The following is a 21,090-nucleotide window of genomic DNA, read 5'->3' on the forward strand; positions in this document are numbered from 1 at the left end:
GCCGGTCACGAGGCGCCCGCCAGCCGCATGACCGCGACCGTCGCGATCGCGCAGCCGAGAAAGGCCGCGACGGCCACGAGCGACCGCGGCGAGAGCCGCGCGAGCCCGACGACGCCGTGCCCGCTGGTGCAGCCCGACCCGAGCCTCGTCCCGTAGCCGACCAGCAGGCCGGCGACGATAAGCGTCGGCACGCCCGCGTCGACGCGGATTTCGGGAAAGCGGCCGAACGTCGCCAGATAGAGCAGCGGTCCGGCGGCGAGTCCGAGAATGAACGCGGCGTTCTCGAGACGCGGCGAGCCTGCGCGCCACAGGCCGCTCAGGATGCCGCTCACCCCGGCCACCCTGCCGTTGAGCAGTAGCAGGAGAGCTGCCGCCAACCCTATCAGCGCGCCGCCGAGGAGGGACGGAACATAAGCCGTCACGGATGGCTCTCCTGATCCACAGCCGGCATCACCCGCGCAAATTGCGCGGCCCCGATCGATCGGTCCGGTCTCGACGGAGCGCCAACCGACAGGCCGCCGGGCGCTACGCTCGTCGCGGTTCCGAACAGCAAATTCAGGACGCCGGTGACCTCGGCGGCCCGCCTCGGGTGCAGACAGTAGAAGACCTGCTTGGCCTCCCTCCGAGCCTCGACGAGCCCGGCGTCCCGGAGGCCGGCCAGTTGCTGCGAGAGCGTCGGCTGCCGGATGCCGAGCTCGGTCTCGAGATCGCCGACAGAGGCCCCATCCCGGGCGAGGCGGGCAAGGATCAGTAGACGGTTGGGATTGGCGAGCGCCTTGAGGAACTCGGCCGATTGGTCGGCGCGGTTGCGGCTCGGGGTCACCATGCCGATCCCTCCAGCGCGTCAAGCGGGAATTTGAGGTAGCGACGACCGTCGCTTTCGGGCTCAGGCAGCCGGCCGCCGCGGATGTTCACCTGCAGGGCGTGGAGGATGAGCTTCGGCATCGGAAGTCCGCGGTCACGCTCCTCGCGGATCCTGACGAACTCGGCCTGCGTCTTGCCGGCGACATGCGAGTTCTTCGTCTTCTGCTCGCCGACCGTGCTCTCCCAGAGCGGCTCACGGCCGTTCGGCTGATAGTCGTGTCCGGTGAAGACGCGGGTCTCGTCGGGAAGCGACAGGATTCCCTGTAGCGAATTCCACATGCGCGCCGCGCTCCCGCCCGGGAAGTCGCATCGGGCGGTGCCGCTGTCCGGCATGAAGAAAGTGTCGTGCACGAAGGCCGCGTCGCCGATCAGATAGGTGATCGACGCAAGCGTATGACCCGGCGAGAACAGGACCTCGGATTCGAGCTCGCCAACCTTGAACCGCTCGCCTTCCGCGAACAGCTTGTCCCACTGGGATCCGTCAGCCCGCAGCTCCGGCCAATTGTAGATCTTCTTCCAGAGATTCTGCACGTCGACGACGCGTTCTCCGATCGCCGTCGGCGCGCCGGTCTCGGCCTTGAGATACTGCGCCGAAGAGAAGTGGTCCGCATGCGGATGGGTGTCGAGAATCCACTCGACCCGATACCCGCGGTCGCGGATGTGCTCGAGAATAGCGTCGGCGCTTCGCGTCGCCGTCGCGCCCGACTTCTCGTCGAAGTCGAGCACAGGATCGACGATCGCGCACGCGCCGGTCTCGGGACATGCAGCGACGTACTGGATGCTGCTGGACCGGGGCTCGAAGAAGCCTTTGACCAGCGGCTTCAGGTCCGCTTCCGTGACCAAGGTCATCAGATGCTCCTAAGGCGGTAGTACCAGTCCGGGGCCGTCTCGCTCGGCGAGAACGTCGCGATCGCGGCGGCGTCGATCGGGCTCGCGTCGATAACCGGGTCGCCCGGCCTCCAGCCTTCGGGCGTAGAGACGACATCTGCGTCAGCGGTCTGGAGCGCCTCGACGAGCCTCAGGATCTCCTCGACGGACCGCCCGGTGCTCATCGGGTACCAGGACATCGCGCGCACGACGCCAGTCGGGTCGATCACGAAGGTGCCCCGAACTGTCGAGCTGTCGGGCGCGTCGTCCTGCAGCATTCCGTAAGCCGCAGCGATCGCCATGGAAGGGTCCTCGGCGATCGGAAAAGGCACCTCGACGCCGAACCGCTCCGCGATCGAACGCTTCCAGGCGAGATGCGAGAACAGGCTGTCGACCGACAAGCCGAGGAGCTCGCAATCGAGCGCTTGAAATCGGTCGAACGCCTTGGAGAACGACACGAACTCGCTCGTGCAGACGGGAGTGAAGTCGGCGGGATGCGAAAAGAACACGAGCCAGCGGCCGCGATAGTCGGCAAGCGCACGCTCACCCATCGTGGTTCGCGCCTCGAACAGCGGAGCGACCGATCCAATCACCGGCGGGCGCTTCGCGACGCGATCTCTTCCTACAGCCGTCATGTCCGTCACCGCGGTCCTCCCACCTTGCGTCGAAGGATCATTTTATAATTCGGTAGTTCTGTAATTCAAGTTTTTGAAATTGACGTTTGTGGGAGGTATTCGGCGGTCGAGGCCTCCGGCTCGCCAGGCGACTTCAGAGAACGACCACCTTCGAGCCTCGCGGGACGCGGCCGTAGAGATCGATGACGTCCTGGTTCAGCATCCGAATGCAGCCGGATGAGACCGCCTTGCCGATACTCTGCGGCTCGGTGGTGCCGTGGATGCGGTAAAGCGTGTCTTTGCCGTCCTTGAACAGGTACATGGCCCGTGCGCCGAGAGGGTTCTTCTCGCCGCCATCCATACCCCCCTTCCAGGCGCCGTATCGGTCGGGATCCCTTCCGATCATGTCGTCGGTCGGCGTCCAGCGTGGCCACTCACGCTTCATCTGGATCGAGGCCGACCCGGCGAACTCGAGGCCCGCCTTGCCCACCCCCACGCCGTAGCGCAGCGCTTTCCCGTTCTCCTGCACGAGGTAAAGGAAGCGAGCGTGGGGATCGACCACTATGGTCCCCGGCGGCTGGTCGGTCGGGAAGTCGACCTCCTGCCTCAGGATCTTGGGATCAATCTTTTTGAGGTTCACGGGTTGGACCGCGAATGGTTCGTCGGGCTTCGCGCCGTATCGGACGGCGTCGCTCGGGTCGACAGCGGGTATCGCCGCGGTCGTTTCGGTCGGAGGCGGCATGCTCGCGCAGGCGCCGAGGAGCATTGGCAGAGCGATGACGATCGCTCTGCGGGAAAACGCGGACACGGTCATGGATGCAAGGATCTCCGCCGTTCAGGATCGGCCAGCGCGCTTGCGCGCTTCAGCGACCGCTTCCTTGAACTGCGCAAAATCGGGCGCCGCCGCGACGAGCAGCGGCCCGACGAGATAAACTGGCGTGCCCTGGAGCTGCAGGCCTTTGGCCTGGGCGTCATTGCGCTTTAGCAACGCCGAAATCTCTGCGTCGTTCGCTTTGGCGTCAGCCTCGAGGCGAACCATGTCGACGCCTGATGCCTTGATCGCCGCCAGCATCTGATCCTCCGGAATCCTTCGACCCGGGATCGACATCAGCGCCTTGTGAACTTCGTCGTACTTGCCCTGGTACTTCGCCGCGAGGGCGAGCTTGGCACCGTAGACCGAAGCTTCCGTCAGGATCGGCCAGTCCTTGTAGACGACCTTGATCTTGCCATCCGCCCTGACGAGCTTTTCGAGCTCAGGCGCGGATTTTTTGCAGTAGGGGCAATTGTAGTCGAGATAGGCCACGATCGTGATGTCGCCCTTTGGATTCCCGGCCTTTGGAGCCGCAGGATCGTTGACGATCATTTCCCGGCTGGCGTTCGCGTCCTGGGCGAACGCGATCGACGGAAGCGCCGCGGGCAAGGCGAGAACGAGCGCGAAGGCGAGGCGCCTGAAGACAAGCGTGCGGTGCATGGACATCGATCTCCCGAGGTTCGCTGATCGTCGGCCAGCATCGGGCGCCGGCTTAAGCCAGCCTTAAGCACCGGGCGGCATCGACGGCGGGCACGTCGGAAAGGGAAGCTGATCGCGATGAGGGTGCTGGTCGTCGAGGACGATCCCATGTTGCTCGACGGCCTGAAGGTCGGGCTCGGTCTTGCGGGCGCGACTTGCGACGTCGTCTCAACCTGCGGCGATGCGGAGGCCGCGCTTGCGACCAGTGTTTTCGACGCCGTGGTGCTGGATCGAATGCTGCCGGACGGGTCCGGCCTCGACGTCCTGAAGCGTCTGCGAGAGCGCGGCGATCGTACGCCGATCCTGCTTCTCACCGCGCTCGACGAGACATCGGACCGGATTGACGGGCTCGACGCCGGCGCGGACGATTATCTTGGAAAACCGTTCGATCTCGATGAACTCGCGGCGCGTATCCGCGCGATGGTTCGTCGTGGCGCTGGGCGGGCAACCCCAGGCCTTGCGTGGGGCGAGTTCACGCTCGACCCTGCGACGATGACTGCGGCGCAAGGCGGCAAAGCCGTTGCGCTGTCACGGCGGGAGTTCGCGGTCCTGTCGGCGTTGATGGAGCGACGCGGCGCCATCGCTTCGCGCTCCGAGATCGAGGACCGCCTCTACGGATGGCAGGAGGAGATCGAGAGCAACGCCGTCGAGGTTCACGTCCATCACCTGCGGGCAAAGCTTGGGCGCGAGGCGATCGAGACCGTCCGCGGCCTCGGCTACCGCATGGGAGGACGGTCTTGAGGTCGTTGCGGGTTCGCCTGTTCGCGACCCTGATTGTGGCGACCGGCGCTCTCTGGTTCATCGCGGCCGCCTGGATCTATGTCGGCGCGCGCCAGGAGGTCGAGCACGTGCTCGATACGCGCCTCCAGGAAGCGGCCCGCATGGTCGCTTCGCTGGTCGCGAGCGGCGACATGCCGGCGAGGCCCAAAGCTGGGGAGCCGGCGACGTCTATTCCCGGTCTTGGCGGCTACGAACGGCAGCTCTCCTGCCAAATCTGGTCTTTCGATGATCGCCTGGTAGCGCGTTCGAGCGGTGCGCCGGACGAGAAGCTGAGCGATGGAGGCACGGGCTTTTCCGAGCGCGTAGTCAACGGTGAGCCCTGGCGCGTCTATGCGGTCGAGGATGAGGCCAAGGGCATCCGCGTCCTCGTCGGTGACCGGCTCGGTCTTCGCGAAAAGCTTGTCGCCGACCTGATCAAGGGTCTGCTTTGGCCGGCCGCTCTGATCCTGCCGCTACTCGGCTTCCTGATCTGGGCGAGCGTCGGCCAGGGCCTCAGGCCTCTTCGCCTCATCGCGCGCGAATTGGGAGGGCGAGACGCCGAAGACATGAGCCCGGTCGACGCTGGAGCTATGCCTTCCGAGATCAAGCCGCTGACGACGGCCATCAACGGGCTGTTCGATAAGGTCGAGCGAGCCCGACGGCATGAGCGCGAGGTGACGGCGTTCGCCGCGCACGAACTCCGCACGCCGCTCGCCGGCCTCAAGACGCAAGCGCAGATCGCCGCAACAGCCAAGGAACCTGGCGTAAGGGATCGCGCGCTGGGCCAGGTTTTGACGGCCGTCGACCGCGCCAGCCGGCTCGTCACCCAGCTTCTTGCTCTCGCCCGGCTCGACGCCGAAGCCCCCGCCTCGACCCCCGAGACGGCGCCCCTCGGCTCCGTCATCGAGGAAGCGCTGGAACTTGCACGCGCCACGGGTCCGGCGCGCGTCACGCTCGCGCCGGACGTTCAGCGAATGTGCGTTCAAGCGCCTCGTCAGCCGCTGCTGTTGTTGCTGCGAAACCTCTTCGAAAACGCTTTCGAGCATTCGCCGCCGGACGGCGTCGTGACCTGCCGTGTTGCAGGGTGCGCGATCGAAATCCTCGACGAGGGGCCCGGCGCGCCCGAGGCCGAGCTCCCTCGGCTCACGCAGCGCTTCTTTCGAGGTTCGACCAAGATGGCGACCGGCGAAGGCGCAGGGCTCGGTCTCGCGATCGCGTCCGCGGCGGCCGAGCAATGCGGGGCCACACTTTCGTTCGAAAACCGGCAGGACCGAACCGGGCTTATTGCCCGCATCACGTTTGGGCAGAGCTTAGTCGCCCACAACGCGGCGGCGGCCTGACTCAATCAATTCAGATACGCAGAAACGCCGCGGCTGCTCGGACAGCAGGATCACGCGTCCGTGACGGAATGATCGAGGCTGATCCGGCGTCCCTTCTTAGGAAGCGTAATCCTAACGCCGCCACAGACACGGGCGCGTGACGACCCGCCGGCCGTTTATGGTCGGCGGCGTCGCCCCAATCAGGAGACATCGATGAAGATCTCGTCCGCGATCGCCGGCCTCGCCGTATCGCTTTTCGCCTTCAGCGCCTCGGCGGCGGAGATCAAGGCTTACGGTCCGGGAGGCCCAATGCCCGCCATGAAGGAAGCCGCCGCCAAATTCGAACAGGCTACCGGAAACAAGGTCGAGGTCACTGCCGGGCCGACGCCGAAATGGATCGAGGGCGCTCGCGCCGACGCCGATCTGATCTTCAGCGGTTCGGAAACGATGATGACGGACTTCGTCGCCGCGATGAACGGCCAAATCAAGAGCGAGGACGTCGAGCCTCTTTATCTCCGGGCGTCGGCGATACTCGTGAGGCCCGGTAACCCGAAGAAGATCGAATCCTTCGCCGACCTCCTGAAATCCGACATGAAGGTCATGGTCGTCCAGGGCGCAGGCCAGACCGGCATGTGGGAGGATATCGCGGGAAGGAAGGGCGATATCGAGACCGTCAAGCGGTTGAGGAAGAACATCGGTTTATTCGCTCCCAATAGCGCCGCCGCGAAGGAAACTTGGGGCAAGGATGAGTCCTTCGACGCCTGGATCATCTGGACGATTTGGCAAAAGGCCAATCCGAAGTTGGCGGACGTCGTGGAGATCGAACCTGACCTTCGAGTCTATCGCGACACGGGCGTCGTGCCGACCGAACGCGGCAAGGCCAAGCCCGAGGTCGCGTCATTCATCGAATTCCTCAAGGGTGATGAGGGACGAGAGATCTTCAAGAAGTGGGGCTGGATCACCGACCGGCCTTAACTGGTCCGGCGGCCCCGACCGCGGCAACTCACACCTTAAGCGGCGCTTAAGGTGTGAGGCCCAGGCGAAACCCTCAACTCATAAACGAGGGAGAGGACGATGCTCGTGAAACTGATCGCCGCCGCGACTTTGGCGGGGTTGGCGATGTTCGGCGTGGCCAAGGCCGGCGAAACGGCCGAGCCCGGCTACTACACCGACCAGAAGGTCGTCTATCACAACGACGGCGGCCACGATGGGCCCGCCTACTTCAAGCGGATGCTCGGAAGCATCCGCAACCACGTCGAAGCGCTCGGGCGAGACCACGTCCAGATCCGGGTGGTCGATCACGGCGATGGCGTCACGCTGTTCAAGCTGGCGCAGGAGGACAAGGTGCTCGCCGAACGCATCGACGCGCTGAAGTCGGACGGCGTTCGGTTCCTGATCTGCGCGAACACGCTGAACGAACGCGAGATCAACTGGAAGACGCTCTACGGCGTTAGCGAACAGGACATCGTCCCGAGCGGCGTGGCGGAACTCGCCCGCCTCCAGCAGATGGGCTTCGTCTACGTCCACCTCTGACGCTGGCGACGACCCATGTTGCGTCAGGCGTCGTCGGCCTGAGTCAGCCGGCGCTGGAAGTCAGCGGCCTCGATCGGTCCAATCGATCGCAACGCCGCAATCTCGGCGCCTGACTTGTCGAAGAACAGCGTCGTCGGCGGTCCGACGACGCCCAACCCCTTCATTAAGAACGCGGCCTCGGCGTCGTTGCCCGTTACGTCGACTTTCACGACCGAGAACTCGCGGAGCTTCGCCTGGAGCGCCTCGCTGTTCGCCATGGTCTTTTCGTTCTCGGCGCAGGTGGAGCACCAGCCCGCCGTGAAGATGAGGAGGCTTGGCCGGCCCATAATTTTCGAGCTGGCGAGCGCCGCTTCGAGCTGACCCTTGCTCGTGACCGTCGTGTCGGATCCTCGCGGTTGCGTCGTCGATGGCGAAGCTGCGAGGTGGGCCAGAGGGCGCAGCGCGTCTTGAGCGCCGGACGCAGCGCCCAGAACGAGCGCAGCGCCATAGACAACCGCGGCGACACCCGCGGCCTTCGACAGGCGTTCGCCGGCGCCGCTTCTTCTACCGATTGGGTCGAATGCGCCCAGGAACACGCCGAGGCCGATCGCGAACAGAGCCCAGAGCGCGACCGTCACCTGCGGAGAGGCGACCCTGCCCACAAGCATGACTGCGACCGCCAGGAACACGACGCCGAAACCGTGCTTCACGGCTTCGAGCCAGGGACCGGACTTCGGCATGAGTTTCGCGCCGAACAGGCCGACCGCAATAAGCGGTGCGCCCGTGCCTAGTCCCAGTGCGAACAGAGCGGAGGAGCCGCGAACGACGTCTCCGGTTTGCGCGACGTAGACCAGCGCGGCCGCGAGTGGCGGCGTCACGCAGGGGCCGACGATGAGCGCGGACACGAAACCAAGAAGCGCCGAGCCGGAAACTGAGCCTCGCGCCCGCGCGGCCGTTCCCGCGAAGCGCGATGAGAGCGCGGTCGGCGCCTGAAAATGGAAGACATCAAACATGGACAGCGCCAGCGCCACGAAGATGGCGCTTCCCACGATCAATGCGGCAGGCGTCTCCAGTGCTGTCTGAAGGTTCTGTCCGGACCACGCCGCCGCGACGCCGAGCATGCCGTAGGCCGTAGCCATGGCGAGAACGTATGAAACCGAGAGCGCGAGTCCTCGTCCCGGCGAGAGCGCTTCACCGGATCGCGCGAGGATGCCTACGAGGATCGGGATCATCGGGTACACGCAAGGAGTCAGCGCGAGCAGCAGGCCGAGCCCGAAGAAGGCCGCGAGCACGACGGTGAACTCACCTGTGAGATTGGGTGCCAGGGCGGCCGGGAACGAGACATGAGATTCCGCGGATGCGCCGGGAACGGCTTCGTCCGAGACGTGATCCTGCAAATCGATTCCGTTCGGCTCCGGCGTCGGCGACACGACGGTCTTTGCGTCGATTTGGCCTATGCGCTGAAGGTCGATCTGCTTGGTGACCGGCGGGTAGCAGATCCCGCGCTCGGCGCAGCCCTGATAGGTCACCTCGAGCGGCATCGAACGATCGAGCCCGCCCGCATCGACCGTGCCGGAGACATTGGCGTCATAGATTTCCACGGGGCCGAAGGTCGGGTCGTCCTTGGTCTTGCCCGCGGGCGTGGCGACCTGAAGAGACCGGCCGCCGGATTTCGCGGCGATCTTGTCCCGGTAGAGATAGACGCCCGGCGCCAATGTCCATGAGAGCTTTATGGAGCCCTCTTCGCGGGTGGCGGCCAACGAAATCGCCTGCTGAGAGGTTGGAAACGGGTCCGCCGCGCGAGCAACTCCGTAAACCGCGAAGAGGGAGAAAAGAACGAGAACAGCCTTCGCGCCCGCTGGAATCCACATGCGCATCGATAACCTCCGAGTGGAGGTCATGGGTCCGATGCTCAGCTTATCCCAACCTTAAGGCGTCGCCTGCACGGATGACTGAGTCCGCTTTTCGACATGACATGGAGTCCATTGTTGGTGCATCGGGCTATCGGTTGCGCGAGAGCGCAACCGTCGCAAGCAGGTTGGCCACAGCAAGTATGGCCAACACGCAGAGTGTAATGTTGGTCCCGGCCACTGAGATCACAAACGCGGCCGCGAAAGGCGCAGCCGCCTGGACGACAAGGTTCGGAGCCGCGAGCCGTCCCATGACGACCGCGTAGCGCTCGGCGCCGAACAGCGCGAGCGGGACCGTGCCGCGGGCGATCGACCACACGCCGTTCCCGGCGGCGTAAAGCACGACCGCGACCGCGACTGGCCCGGCTTCGAGCGCGAGCAGCACCACGCCGATGGCGACCAGCGCCCCGGCGCAGACGAGCGTCGCGGTCTGGTGGAGACTGTCGCCGACCAGCATCTCGACGACGCGGGCGCCGACCTGCGACGGCCCGATCAGCGCGCCGACCGCGACCGCCGCCGCGAGCGCCATGCCCTGGGCTTGCAGGATCGTCAGCAGGTGCACCGACACCGTCGTCTGGACCGCGCCGTTCGCCATCAGGATCGCGGCCAGCAGCAGGAAGGTCCGGCGCTCGCGGGCGGTCGCCATGCCGGCGCCGGCTCGGTGGGGTGCGGCCGGGGCTTTTCGCGCCTCGCGCGGCAGCAGGAGGAACAGCGCCGGAGCCATGACGAGCATCTGGACGGCGGCGTAGGCGAAGCAGGCGCCGCGCCAACCGACATGCTCGACCGCGAGCGCCGACAGCGGCCAGCAGACCGTGCTGGCGAAGCCGCCGAAGAGGGTCAGGTTGGTGATCGCGCGCCTCGCGGAAGCCCCGAAGATCCTGCCGAGCGTCGAGAACGCCGCGTCGTAGAGACCGGCGCCCATGCCGAAGCCAAGCACCGCCCAGCCGAGAAGGTAGGTCGCGAGCCCGGTAGACAACCCGACCGCGGCGAGGCCCGCTCCCATCAGCAGGGAGCCGGCCGCCATGGTCTGCCGACCGCCGAAGCCGTCGATCATGCGGCCCACGAACGGAGCGGCGAAGCCGGAGCAAAGCAGCCCGATCGATCCGCCGCCGACCACCCAGGCCAGCGGCCATCCGGTGTCGGCGGAGATCGGAGTCGCCAAAACCGCGAGCAGGTAGAAACTCGACCCCCACGAGACGATCTGGGCGATGCCGAGCAGCGGGACCGCGATCCTGCCGCTGGGCTGGGCCGCCGCCGTCTCCACCCCTCAGACGGCCCGCTTGAGGTCGACCCGCGTCTCGAGCGCCGCGACGCTTTCCTTCCGCTCGCTGTAGCGGTCGGTCAGGTGGTCGGAGACGTCGCGGGTCAGAAGCGTGAACTTCACCAGCTCTTCCATCACGTCGACCACCCGGTCGTAATAGGCCGACGGCTTCATCCGGCCGTCCTCGCCGAACTCCTGGTAGGCCTTGGCGACGGACGACTGGTTCGGGATCGTCAGCATCCGCATCCAGCGTCCGAGCACGCGCATCTGGTTCACGGCGTTGAACGACTGGGAGCCGCCTGAGACCTGCATGACCGCGAGCGCGCGGCCTTGCGTCGGCCTCACCGAACCGACGCTGAGCGGGATCCAGTCGATCATGGACTTCATCACCCCCGTCATGGCGCCGTGGCGCTCGGGGCTCGTCCAGACCTGCGCCTCGGACCAGAGCGACAGCTCGCGCAATTCGGCGACCTTCAGATGGTCAGCCGGGCCGTCGTCCGGCAGCGGAAGGCCCGCGGGGTCGTAGACCCGCGTCTCGCAGCCCAGCCGCTTCAGCAGGCGCTCCGCCTCGAGGGTCAGCAGGCGACTGTAGGAGACGGGCCGGAGCGAGCCGAAGAGCAGCAGCACGCGCGGCGGGTGGGTTGAGCGCGGGCAGTGGAGTTTGGAGAGGTCCGTCGGCCGGAAGCTGCCCTCGTCGAGACTCGGGAGGTCGTTCATGACGCTGGTCCCGCCTTCACGACCTCGCCGTCCTCCTTGGTGAAGTCGCCAGGGAGAGGCGTCGGCAGGATCTCGAGCACGACCTCGGAGGGGCGGCAGAGACGCACGCCGCGCGAGGTGAACACGAACGGGCGGTTGATCAGGATCGGGTGGGCCAGCATCGCGTCGAGGATCGCGTCGTCGGTCACTGACGGATCGCCGAGGCCGAGCTCCGCGAACGGCGTTCCCTTCTCCCGTGCGGCATCGCGCGGGCCCAGCCCGGCGTCGGTGATCGCATTCGCAAGATCGTCGCGCGTCGGAGGAGCCTTCAGGTACTCGACGACGGTCGGCTCGATCCCGGCGGCGCGGATCATAGCCAGCGTGTTGCGGGACGTTCCGCAGGCGGGGTTGTGCCAGATGGTGACGGCCTCGGTCATCTTGGCCTCCTCAGGAACGGGGTTCGGGGGCGGCCGCGCGAACGCCGCGGGCCTCGTACCACGGCTTCGAGCGGTTCACGATCCAGACCACCGACAGCATCACGGGGACCTCGATCAGCACGCCGACGACAGTGGCGAGCGCCGCTCCGGACTTGAAGCCGAACAGGCTGATCGCCGCGGCGACCGCGAGCTCGAAGAAGTTCGACGCCCCGATCAACGCGGATGGCCCGGCGACGCAGTGCGCCTCCCCGGTCGCGCGGTTCAGCAGGTAGGCAAGCCCGGAGTTGAAGTAGACCTGGATCAGGATGGGGACCGCGAGCAGCGCGATGACGGCCGGCTGCGCGATGATCTGCTCGCCCTGGAAGGCGAACAGCAGGACCAGCGTCGCGAGCAGGGCAATTAGCGAGAGCGGCTGGATCTTCGCCAGCAAGCGGTCGAGCGCTGCCTGTCCGCCGAAGGCCAGAACCTGTCGCCGCAGGACCTGCGCCGCGATCACCGGCACGACGATGTAGAGGCCGACCGAGAGGACCAGCGTGTTCCACGGCACCGTGATCGACGAAAGCCCGAGCAGGAGCGCGACGATCGGCGCGAAGGCGACGATCATGATCGCGTCGTTGACCGCGACCTGGCTCAAGGTGAACAGCGGGTCGCCCTTCGTCAGGTTCGACCAGACGAAGACCATCGCCGTGCACGGCGCCGCGGCGAGCAGGATCAGCCCGGCGACGTAGCTGTCGATCTGGTCGGCGGGCAGGTACGGCCGGAACAGCCAGCCGATGAACAGCCACCCGAGCAGCGCCATCGAGAACGGCTTCACCGCCCAGTTGATGAACAGCGTCACCGAGATGCCCCGCCAGTGCGAGCCGACCTCGCGGAGCGCAGCAAAGTCGACCTTCACCAGCATGGGAATGATCATCAACCAGATCAGCACGGCGACGGGCAGATTCACGCTCGCGACCTCGATCGCGCCGATCGCCTGAAAGAAGCCGGGCGCCGCGTAGCCGAGCGCGACGCCGACGACGATGCAGAGGAAGACCCAGACGGTCAGGTAGCGTTCGAACAGGGACATGGTCAGGCCCTGGCGGCCGGGCCGCAGCAGCCCTTCTCGAGCTGCTCGAAGACGGGCGCGCAGACCTCCGGATGGCCCTTGCAGCAGTCCTCGAGCAAGTAGTTCACGAGGTCGCGCATGCCCTCGAAGTTCGCGGCGTACAGGATCGAGCGCCCGTCGCGGACGCCGGTGATCAGCCCGGCCCGCACGAGGATCGCGAGGTGGGTCGACAGCGTATTCTGCAGGCAGCCAAGCGCGTCGGCGATACCGCCCGCGGGCTGAGGCGCGGGAGCCGTCGTGACGAGGTGCCGGAAGATGCGGAGCCGCGTCTGCTGTCCGAGGGCGGATAGAGAGTCGAGGGCGCTAGCTTCCCGGTCGGTTGAAGGGTCAGGCATGCCGTGCCTCCAGGGTCAGCGAAGGCAGCTATATCGATATATCAATAAATGTCGATATGACATTTCAGAATCGAATGTCGGCTTTCGGAACCGGAGCGCAGGACCGCTGTTGGCGCCAATCCGACCTAGCGACCGTTCCAGATCGCGGGTCAGCTCTGGCCGACCCAATCAGCGATGTATCTCTCGCTGTCGAATGTAACTGGCTAACGCTTTCGACGCAGAAATCCTCATTTATGAAGCGTTAACTTCAATTCATCGATCAAATTTACTTGCAGCCACATTCGCCGGCATAGTGACACAATAAGCCACTGTTATTCCGCGTGGCCGACAAAGCTCTGCGCTTCGCTGCCGCCGGCATTACAAGTGCGCCAACCTGAAACAAAGGGTTGGCTGTAGGAGCGTTAAAAATTAAAGCCACCATCATGGCGTGGCCGAAACGAAAGCCGTCCGACTTCAAGTCGGGCGGCTTTTTTGCGCGTCGAGACTACAGTCTCGCTTGATGTCGCGCGCCCCACCAGCTTCAGGCTTCGCCTGCTAATTTCCGCCGCTTTGGACACGTTCTCATATTCGATATCTGACCGTCCAGCCGACCCACGGCCGATCCCAAACTGAAAATCCGCTACTTCTGATACCGGTTACAACATCAGCAGGTTGTGGCCGCCGGCGGCCGCGATCTCCAGCGCCCGTTTGGCGCTTTCCTGGCCGCGCACGTCCCGGAGGTCCGCGGCCACGGCGCCGGTGTCCGGCAGGCTGGCGGAGGGCCGCGCCAGAATCTGGGTTCCCTTGAGATGGTTCGCGATCTGGATCAGCGAGCGGGGCGCGACGATGGGCAGGTCGGCGCTGGCCCAGGCGGCCTCCGGGCCGCAAGCCTCGGGGCAGATCAGCATGTGCCCGCGGGCGTGGGCGGCCACCGCCGCCGGCAGCGCGCCGGACACGGGCGCGAGCGTGCCGTCGAGCGCCAGTTCGCCGAGCACGGTGCAGTCGGACAGCGCATCCGGCGGAAGGGCGCCCAGCGCCGCCATCAGCCCGAGCGCGATCGGCAGGTCGAAATGCGACCCCTCCTTGGGCAGGTCCGCCGGGGCGAGGTTCACGGTGATGCGCCGGGGCGGCAGCGCAAGGCCCGAGGCCACCAGCGCGGCCCGCACCCGCTCCCGCGCCTCCGTCACCGCCTTGTCCGGCAGGCCGACCACATGGAACGCCGGCAGGCCGGGCGCCACCTGCACCTGGACGTCCACGGCCCGCGCCTCGACGCCCTCGAAGGCGACGGTGGAGACCCATGTGACCATGCCCTGCCGCGCCCCCGCCCGCCGTCGCTCTGCCTCAGGCGGATCGTAGACGAGCGAATGGCGGCGTCAAGAACAATAAGAGAACACGCTGCCGGTCACGGCGCCCGGATGACGTCCGTGCAGGCGGCCGGCAGGTCGGCCAGCGTCATGGGCGGGCGCGGCTTCGGCGGAATCTTCGGCGGCCGGGGGAACAGGCGGCCGGGGGTGAACCACCAGTCCAGATCCTTGCCGCAGCCCTCGCCTTCCTTGGGCTCCACCTGCGGCTTGCAGGAGGCCTCGCCCGCCGGGCAGCCGATGCGCACATGGAAATGATAGTCGTGGCCCCAGACGGGACGCACCTTCTGCAGCCAGCTTCGGTCGCCCCTGGCCTGCTCGCACAGCGCCTTCTTGATGGCGGGGTTCACCAGCACCCGCTCCACCGCGCCGTCGGTGGCCGCGGCGCGGATCACCTTGAGGTGGTCCGGCGTCCAGAAGCCGTTCACATGGGTGCGCTCCGGCGCCACCACCAGCGTGGACATCAGCGTCTCCCGCTGGGCCATCGACAGCTGCGCCGGCGGCATGGGCCGCAGCCAGATGTCCACGTCGAGGCCGATCTGGTGCGAGGCGTGGCCCTTCAGCATGGGGCCGCCCCGGGGCTGGGACAGGTCGCCCACCAGCACGCCCGGCCAGGCGGTGGCGGCGGCCACCTTCCTGGAGAAGCGCTGGATGAAGGAGACCAGCGCCAGCCGCCCGTAGAAGCGGTTGCGGGAGGGGCGCATCACCTGCCAGGTCGGCCCGGTCAGCGGCAGGGTGGAGGCGCTGGCGAGGCAGCCCTTGGAGTAGAAGCCGATGGAGGACTCGCGCCCGCCGCTGGGCGTCCGCGCCCGGCCGAACAGCTCTTTCGCGGGGGTCGAGGCCGTGATCGGCGGCATGGGGCCAAGCCTGAACCCTTGCGGCGTCACGTCCTGCGCGGCGGCGCCGCAGGCGCCGGCGAGGAACAGCGCGGCGGCGGCCGCGGCGCGCGCGGCCCTCATGCGGCGGCCCCCGCCCGGCGATGCTCGATCGCGTCCCAGGTCATGGCGGCGGCGTCCGGCCCGCCGAGCCGCTTCACCGCCCGGATGCCGGTGGGGGAGGTGACGTTGATCTCGGTGAGCCAGCCGTCGATCACGTCGATGCCGACGAAGATCAGCCCGCGCCGCTTCAGCTCCGGCCCGAGCGCGTCGCAGATCTCGCGCTCCCGGAAGGTGAGGTCGGTGGCGGCGGCGGCGCCGCCGCGCACCATGTTGGAGCGCAGGTCGCCCTTGGCGGGCACGCGGTTCACCGCGCCGGCGAACTGGCCGTCCACCAGCAGGATGCGCTTGTCGCCCTCGGACACCTTGGGCAGGAATTTCTGCGCCATCCACGGCTCCCGGAAGGTGGTGGAGAACAGGTCGAACAGCGAGCCGTAGTTCAGGTCGTCGGCCGTCAGGCGGAACACCGCCGCGCCGCCGTTGCCGTAGAGCGGCTTCACCACGATGTCGCCGTGCTCGGCCCGGAAGGCGTCGAGCTCGGCCCGGTCGCGCGTCACCAGCGTCGGCGGCATCAGATGGGGGAAGTCGAGCACGAAGATTTTCTCCGGCGCGTTCCGCACATGGGCGGGGTCGTTCACCACCAGCGTCTTCGGATGCACCCGCTCCAGCAGATGGGTGGTGGTGACATAGGCCATGTCGAAGGGTGGGTCCTGCCGCAGCAGCACCACGTCCGCGTCGCGGGACAGGACGAGCCGGGTCTCGTCGCCGAGCGTCACATGGTCGCCGGCGAGGTCGCGCACCTCCGCGGGGCGGGCGCGGGCCACCACCTCGCCGTCCGACAGGCTGAGCCGCTCGGGCGCGTAGACATGCAGGCTGTGGCCGCGGGCCTGCGCCTCCAGCATCAGGGCGAAGGTGCTGTCGCCCGCGATGTTGATGCGCTCGATCGGGTCCATCTGCACGGCGACGCGAAGCGACATGGAACGGACTCCTCGAAACGGAACGCTACAGCCCGAAGGCGTTCGGCAGCAGGCGGGGCGGACGGCGCGGCGCCACCAGCGCCACGTCGAACCGGATCACATATCCGGCATAAGCGGGATGGCGCGCAAGGAAGGCCTCCGCCGCGCGGCGGATGCGGGCCTGCTGGCGCGGCGCGACGGCGGCGAGGGCTGCGTCCAGGTCATCGCGGGCCTTCACCTCCACAAAGGCGAGGGTGCGGCCGCGGCGGGCCACCAGATCCACCTCGCCGGGGCCGTCGGAGAAGCGGCGGGCGAGGATGCGCCAGCCGGTCAGCCGCAGGCGCCACGCCACCAGCGTCTCCGCGGACAGGCCGCGCGCGACGGCGGCGCGGCGTTTCGCGGAGGCGCCGCCGTCGCTCATGCGCCGGCTTTCGCAAGGTCGAGCGCACGGGCGTAGACGTCGCGCCGCTTCAGGCCGGTCGCCGCCGAAACCTCGGCCACCGCGTCCTTGACGGAGGCGCGGGCGAGCGCGGCCGCCAGCAGCGCGTCGAGGTCGTCGGCGCTGGTCGGGGGCTCATCGTCGGGCGGCCCGACCACCAGCACGATCTCGCCCTTGGGCGCCGGCTCCTGCGCCAGCGCGGCCGCGAGTTCGGTAAGGGCTCCGCGCCGCACCTCCTCGAAGCGCTTGGTCAGCTCCCGCGCCAGCGCGGCCGGACGCGGCCCGAAGGCCTCCGCCAGATCGGCGAGCGATTCGGCCACCCGGGGCCCGGTGTCGAACATGACGAGCGTCGCCGGCATGCGAACAAGCTCGGCCAGCCGCGCCCGGCGGGCGGCCTGCTTCGCCGGCAGAAACCCTTCGAAGAAGAAGCGGTCGGTGGGCAGGCCCGCCAGCACCAGCGCGGTCAGCACCGCGGAGGCGCCGGGCAGATGCGTGACGGGAAGGTCCGCCGCGGCGAGGTCGCGCACCAGCTTGAAGCCGGGATCGGAGATCAGCGGCGTGCCGGCGTCGCTGACCAGCGCGAGGCGCTCGCCGGCTTCGATCCGGGCCATGATCTTCGGCCGCATCTCGGCGGCGTTGTGCTCGTGATAGGCGACGAGCCGGGTGGAGATCCCGTAATGGCTGAGCAGCTTGGCGGTGACGCGGGTGTCCTCGCACAGCACCGCGTCGGCGGCCGCCAGCGTCTCCAGCGCGCGCAGCGTGATGTCGCCGAGCGTGCCGATCGGGGTCGCCACCACATGCAGGCCGGGCGCGAGAGCGGGCGCGGACAGCCGATGCCCGCGCACCAGAAAGCTGCGGGAGGGGGGCGATTCGGCGTCGGGATCAGGCTCGGCCGGGGCGGGCCTTGGCATGGGGGCGCTCGTCGGTTACCACGAAATCACAGTCTATCGGCCGCGCGCTTCGGCGGGAAGCGGCCGGGTGGACCATCGGGGCAATCGGCGCGTCGGGCGCGGGGGCGTTCGGCCGAACGACGGTGGCGACGACATGACGTTCGATCGACGGTCCCTGACACGCGCGCTGCTGGCGGCGGGCGCGGCGCTGGCGCTGGCCTCCTGCGCCGGCGGAAGCGGGGAGAACAGCGGGCTCGACCCGCTTCAGGGCGCGCCGACGCCGCAGGTCTCGTCCGAACCGCTGCCGGCGCCCGCGCCGACGGTGGGGCAGGGCTCGGTCAAGGTCGCGCTCATCCTGCCGTCCAGCGCCAAGGGCAATGCGGGCGCGGCCGCCTCCGCGCTGAAGAACGCGGCCGAGCTCGCGCTGTCCGAGTTCGACGGGCCCGACATCCAGCTTCTGGTGAAGGACGACGGCGGCTCCTCCTCCGGCGCGCGGGCCGCGGCGCAGGCGGCCGCCGACGAGGGCGCGAAGCTCATTCTGGGCCCGCTGTTCGCCCATTCGGTGCAGGGCGCGGGGCAGGCGGCGCGGGCGCGGGGCGTGCCGGTGGTGGCCTTCTCCACCGACGCCAACGTGGCCGCCCGGGGCGTCTATCTGCTGAGCTTCCTGCCCGAAAGCGACGTGCAGCGGGTGGTGTCCTACGCCGCCTCGCAGGGCAAGCGGTCGTTCGCGGCGCTGATCCCGGAGACCGGCTACGGCGCGGTGGCGGAGGCGGCGTTCCAGCAGGCGGTCACCCGCGCCGGCGGGCGCGTCATCGCGCTGGAGCGCTACGGCCCCGACAAGGCCAAGATGGCCGGTCCGGTGGAGCGGGTCGCGAGCGCCCTCGGCCAGGCCGACGCGCTGTTCATCCCCGACACGGCGGAGGCCGTTCCGGCGGTGGTGGGGCAGCTCGCCGCCAACGGCGTCAATCTCAAGCGGCTGAAGCTGCTGGGCACGGGCCTGTGGGACGATCCGGCGCTGACCCGGGACGCGAGCCTCGCGGGCGCGTGGTTCGCGGCCCCCGACGACGCCGGCTTCCGCGGCTTCGCCCAGCGCTACCGGGCGAAATACGGCTCGGAGCCGGTGCGCGCCGCCTCGCTCGCCTATGACGCCACCGCGCTCGTGGCCGCCATCGTCAAGACGCAGGGCGAAAGCGGCCTGAGCGACCAGACGCTCGCCAACCCCTCGGGCTTCGTGGGCATCGACGGCGCGTTCCGCTTCCGGCCCGACGGGCCGAACGAGCGCGCGCTCGCCGTCTACCAGATCCAGACCGGCGGGGCCCGCATCGTCAGCCCCGCCCCGCGCAGCTTCGGCGCCACCGCCCAGGCGGACTGAGCGGCGCCGCCACGCCCGAGGCGTCTCCGGCCCAGGCGCCCGCGCTCCGTCAGACCCGCGCGCCCGAGGCGTCCACCTCCGCTTCCGGGGCTTCGAGATCCTGCGTGGGCAGGGCTCCGCCGTGGATCATGGCCTCGAAGCCGCGCAGGCGCTTGTGGATCGACAGCAGCTCGATGATCTGCGGCCAGGAGTTGACCAGATACTGGAACGACGCGCGCACCTGCTCGAAGGCGCTCAGGATCTGCTGCATCGGCCCGAGCGTGATCTTGCCGGCGACGATGGTGGGCGCGAGGATCAGATAGGGGAAGATGTTGTCGATCTGCACGTAGGACATGCGCGCGACGTTGAAATAAAGATAGTGGAAGTAGAGGCGGAAGTAGTTTTTCCGCACATGGGCGAACAGCTCCGTCACCGTCCGGGGCTGGGCGCGTCCGGCGTCGTCCTCGCCATAGACCAGCTCCTTGCGGTAGGCCGCCTCGACCCGCTGGTTGCGGAACTCCAGCCCCGGCAGCTTCACGCCCACCAGCGCCAGGAAGGTGGTGCCGAAGGCCGCCCACAGGATGGCCGCGGTCACCAGCGGCGCGGGGATCGCGCCCACGATCGGCAGCTCGCTCACGGGGCCTGACAGCCGCATCAGCACCGGAAGGAAGGCGATCAGCGTCATCGCTGAGTCGATCAGGCTGACGCCCAGCGTCTCCATCTGGGTGGAGAAGCGCATGGTGTCCTCCTGCACGCGCTGGGAGGCGCCCTCCACATGGCGGAGCTTGGGCCAGAACGACATGTAATAGTCGTTCATCGCCGTGCGCCAGCGGAAGATGTAGTGCTGCACGAAGAAGCGCGTGACCACGTAGACCAGCACGCCCACCATGGCGATGAAGGTGAAGGCGAAGGTCTCGCCGTAGAACTCGCTCAGCTCCACCGGCCGGCTCTTGGACAGGGCGGCCTGGACCAGATCGTAGAACGGCCCGTACCAGTTGTTGATCGCGACCGAGACCTGCACCTGAAAGTAGGTGATGAAGATGATCAGCGCCGTGCCGAAGGTGGACCACAGCGCCCAGGGGTGGCGGGTGGTCACGGTCCAGAAGCCGCAGAACAGCCCGGCCATCACCGCGTAATAGAGGTAGAACCACAGGAACGGCGCCGAGACGAACACCGACGGCCCGATGATCGGCGGCGCGTCGCCTAAGGCCGGCGGCAGCCCGATCCACGCCCCCGCGCCCGCGGCCCCGCCGTACCACAGCGCGATGGCGAAGGCCGTCCAGGCCAGAGCCGACAGGAAGAACGGCTTCGGGTTCGGGAAGAACGAGACGAACATGAGGGGCGGGCTCCGGAATCGCGGTCACGCGGCGGTGATCGTCGCGCATCGCATACGCCGGATGCGGCGGAGTGAGGGCCTGACCCGCGAAAAAGTTTCAGCGCTTGCCCCGACGCCGCCGAGACGCTTCGATCCGGCGTCCGGCCGCTTCGGCGGCCGGCGCAGGCATGGAGGTCATTATGCGGAACGCAGCTGTCTCGGGTCTTCTCGCCGTCGCCATGGCCGTGGCGACGACCGGCGGCGCGTGCGCGACGGACAGGATCGGAGCGCGGGCGAAGGGCGTGGCCCTGTCCGAGGCCGAAGCGGGGCGCACGATCCGGCTGCCCGCCGGCGTCACGTCCACACTGAGGCTGAAGACCAACCCGAGCACCGGCTACGGGTGGGAGGTGGCGCAGGCGCGCAATCTTGCGGTCAAGCGGCCGTTCGGGACGGTCCGGAATTCGAGGACGTCCCCGGGGCTGGTCGGCGCCCCGGAGACGGCGCTGATCGCGATCACGCCCCGCGTCAAGGGTCCGGCGTCGCTTCGGCTGGTCTACAAGCGCCCCTGGGAGAAGACCGTCGACAGGACGCTCGACTTCGCCTTCGTCGCGGAGTGACGGCGGGGCGCCCGGGCGGCTGACAAGCGAACGGCACCGCCTCGGGTCAAGGCGGGGC

Annotated in this window: 22 protein-coding genes and 2 pseudogenes; 6 read left to right on the forward strand and 18 right to left on the reverse strand. The window is 67.9% G+C overall.

Features of this window, described 5'->3' with window-relative positions; translation table 11 throughout:
* Window positions 1-5: 5 nt before the first annotated feature.
* From PKE85_RS09085 to PKE85_RS09110, 6 genes and pseudogenes are all read right to left on the reverse strand, one after another.
* Complete coding sequence (locus tag PKE85_RS09085) at window positions 6-422, reverse strand: YeeE/YedE family protein (RefSeq protein WP_271204420.1); 417 nt, start codon at window positions 420-422, stop codon at window positions 6-8.
* Entirely contained in the window at window positions 419-826 is a 408-nt protein-coding gene (locus PKE85_RS09090; protein ID WP_271204421.1) for an ArsR/SmtB family transcription factor, read from the reverse strand. The genes PKE85_RS09085 and PKE85_RS09090 overlap by 4 nt, the downstream gene beginning before the upstream one ends.
* Entirely contained in the window at window positions 820-1,713 is an 894-nt protein-coding gene (locus PKE85_RS09095) for an MBL fold metallo-hydrolase (RefSeq protein WP_271204422.1), read from the reverse strand. Before PKE85_RS09095 ends, PKE85_RS09090 begins: the two co-directional genes overlap by 7 nt.
* The gene (locus tag PKE85_RS09100; RefSeq protein WP_271204530.1) at window positions 1,713-2,366 is read right to left on the reverse strand and encodes a peroxiredoxin; all 654 of its coding nucleotides are present in this window, start codon (window positions 2,364-2,366) and stop codon (window positions 1,713-1,715) included. The genes PKE85_RS09095 and PKE85_RS09100 overlap by 1 nt, the downstream gene beginning before the upstream one ends.
* Before the next feature lie 136 nt (window positions 2,367-2,502).
* Window positions 2,503-3,159, reverse strand: a pseudogene (locus tag PKE85_RS09105) (L,D-transpeptidase); the annotation flags it as partial.
* Window positions 3,160-3,180: 21 nt separating this feature from the next.
* A complete protein-coding gene (locus tag PKE85_RS09110; RefSeq protein ID WP_271204423.1) occupies window positions 3,181-3,816 on the reverse strand; it encodes a DsbA family protein in 636 nt (211 codons plus the stop codon).
* A 117-nt stretch (window positions 3,817-3,933) separates the two neighbouring features.
* Here PKE85_RS09110 and PKE85_RS09115 point away from each other — a divergent pair, with 117 nt between their 5' ends.
* The 4 genes from PKE85_RS09115 to PKE85_RS09130 all read left to right on the forward strand — a co-directional run bounded on the left by PKE85_RS09115 (window position 3,934) and on the right by PKE85_RS09130 (window position 7,466).
* Window positions 3,934-4,596: a response regulator gene (locus PKE85_RS09115; protein WP_271204424.1), complete on the forward strand. Its 663-nt coding sequence runs from the start codon at window positions 3,934-3,936 to the stop codon at window positions 4,594-4,596.
* Window positions 4,597-4,601: 5 nt separating this feature from the next.
* Window positions 4,602-5,954 (forward strand): ATP-binding protein, encoded by a 1,353-nt coding sequence (locus PKE85_RS09120; RefSeq protein ID WP_309299072.1) that lies wholly within the window; start codon window positions 4,602-4,604, stop codon window positions 5,952-5,954.
* A gap of 192 nt (window positions 5,955-6,146) precedes the next feature.
* The gene (locus PKE85_RS09125) at window positions 6,147-6,908 is read left to right on the forward strand and encodes a substrate-binding domain-containing protein (protein WP_271204426.1); all 762 of its coding nucleotides are present in this window, start codon (window positions 6,147-6,149) and stop codon (window positions 6,906-6,908) included.
* Window positions 6,909-7,007: 99 nt separating this feature from the next.
* A complete protein-coding gene (locus tag PKE85_RS09130; RefSeq protein WP_428981337.1) occupies window positions 7,008-7,466 on the forward strand; it encodes a DsrE family protein in 459 nt (152 codons plus the stop codon).
* Between the two features lie 23 nt (window positions 7,467-7,489).
* On the opposite strand, the gene dsbD is transcribed toward PKE85_RS09130, so the two are convergent.
* The 11 genes and pseudogenes from dsbD to rsmI all read right to left on the reverse strand — a co-directional run bounded on the left by dsbD (window position 7,490) and on the right by rsmI (window position 17,770).
* On the reverse strand, window positions 7,490-9,346 hold the full coding sequence (dsbD, locus tag PKE85_RS09135) for a protein-disulfide reductase DsbD (RefSeq protein WP_271204427.1): 1,857 nt from the start codon (window positions 9,344-9,346) through the stop codon (window positions 7,490-7,492).
* Window positions 9,347-9,446: 100 nt separating this feature from the next.
* Complete coding sequence (locus PKE85_RS09140; protein WP_271204428.1) at window positions 9,447-10,619, reverse strand: MFS transporter; 1,173 nt, start codon at window positions 10,617-10,619, stop codon at window positions 9,447-9,449.
* A gap of 3 nt (window positions 10,620-10,622) precedes the next feature.
* Complete coding sequence (gene arsH, locus PKE85_RS09145; protein ID WP_271204430.1) at window positions 10,623-11,333, reverse strand: arsenical resistance protein ArsH; 711 nt, start codon at window positions 11,331-11,333, stop codon at window positions 10,623-10,625.
* Complete coding sequence (gene arsC / locus PKE85_RS09150; protein ID WP_271204431.1) at window positions 11,330-11,749, reverse strand: arsenate reductase (glutaredoxin); 420 nt, start codon at window positions 11,747-11,749, stop codon at window positions 11,330-11,332. The genes arsH and arsC overlap by 4 nt, the downstream gene beginning before the upstream one ends.
* Before the next feature lie 10 nt (window positions 11,750-11,759).
* Complete coding sequence (gene arsB, locus PKE85_RS09155) at window positions 11,760-12,815, reverse strand: ACR3 family arsenite efflux transporter (protein WP_271204432.1); 1,056 nt, start codon at window positions 12,813-12,815, stop codon at window positions 11,760-11,762.
* A 2-nt stretch (window positions 12,816-12,817) separates the two neighbouring features.
* Window positions 12,818-13,189: an ArsR/SmtB family transcription factor gene (locus tag PKE85_RS09160; protein ID WP_271204433.1), complete on the reverse strand. Its 372-nt coding sequence runs from the start codon at window positions 13,187-13,189 to the stop codon at window positions 12,818-12,820.
* Window positions 13,190-13,827: 638 nt separating this feature from the next.
* A pseudogene (locus tag PKE85_RS09165) lies at window positions 13,828-14,475 on the reverse strand (magnesium chelatase domain-containing protein); the annotation flags it as partial.
* Window positions 14,476-14,570: 95 nt separating this feature from the next.
* Entirely contained in the window at window positions 14,571-15,488 is a 918-nt protein-coding gene (gene mepA, locus PKE85_RS09170) for a penicillin-insensitive murein endopeptidase (RefSeq protein ID WP_271204434.1), read from the reverse strand.
* Window positions 15,485-16,441, reverse strand: coding sequence for a glutathione synthase (gene gshB / locus PKE85_RS09175; RefSeq protein ID WP_271204435.1), 957 nt, complete (start codon window positions 16,439-16,441; stop codon window positions 15,485-15,487). Before gshB ends, mepA begins: the two co-directional genes overlap by 4 nt.
* A gap of 25 nt (window positions 16,442-16,466) precedes the next feature.
* Window positions 16,467-16,841: a YraN family protein gene (locus PKE85_RS09180; RefSeq protein WP_271204436.1), complete on the reverse strand. Its 375-nt coding sequence runs from the start codon at window positions 16,839-16,841 to the stop codon at window positions 16,467-16,469.
* Window positions 16,838-17,770: a 16S rRNA (cytidine(1402)-2'-O)-methyltransferase gene (gene rsmI, locus PKE85_RS09185; RefSeq protein WP_271204437.1), complete on the reverse strand. Its 933-nt coding sequence runs from the start codon at window positions 17,768-17,770 to the stop codon at window positions 16,838-16,840. Before rsmI ends, PKE85_RS09180 begins: the two co-directional genes overlap by 4 nt.
* Before the next feature lie 133 nt (window positions 17,771-17,903).
* On the opposite strand from rsmI, the gene PKE85_RS09190 reads away from it, so the two are divergent.
* Window positions 17,904-19,121: a penicillin-binding protein activator gene (locus PKE85_RS09190; protein ID WP_271204438.1), complete on the forward strand. Its 1,218-nt coding sequence runs from the start codon at window positions 17,904-17,906 to the stop codon at window positions 19,119-19,121.
* Window positions 19,122-19,170: 49 nt separating this feature from the next.
* Here the strand turns inward: PKE85_RS09190 and sbmA are convergent, their stop codons facing one another.
* Window positions 19,171-20,436, reverse strand: a complete 1,266-nt coding sequence (gene sbmA / locus PKE85_RS09195; protein ID WP_271204439.1) for a peptide antibiotic transporter SbmA — start codon at window positions 20,434-20,436, stop codon at window positions 19,171-19,173.
* A 179-nt stretch (window positions 20,437-20,615) separates the two neighbouring features.
* Here sbmA and PKE85_RS09200 point away from each other — a divergent pair, with 179 nt between their 5' ends.
* Window positions 20,616-21,032 (forward strand): protease inhibitor I42 family protein, encoded by a 417-nt coding sequence (locus tag PKE85_RS09200; RefSeq protein ID WP_271204440.1) that lies wholly within the window; start codon window positions 20,616-20,618, stop codon window positions 21,030-21,032.
* Window positions 21,033-21,090: the final 58 nt, after the last annotated feature.

This window comes from Methylopila jiangsuensis, from assembly GCF_027922305.1.
Classification (GTDB): Bacteria; Pseudomonadota; Alphaproteobacteria; order Rhizobiales; family Methylopilaceae; genus Methylopila; species Methylopila jiangsuensis.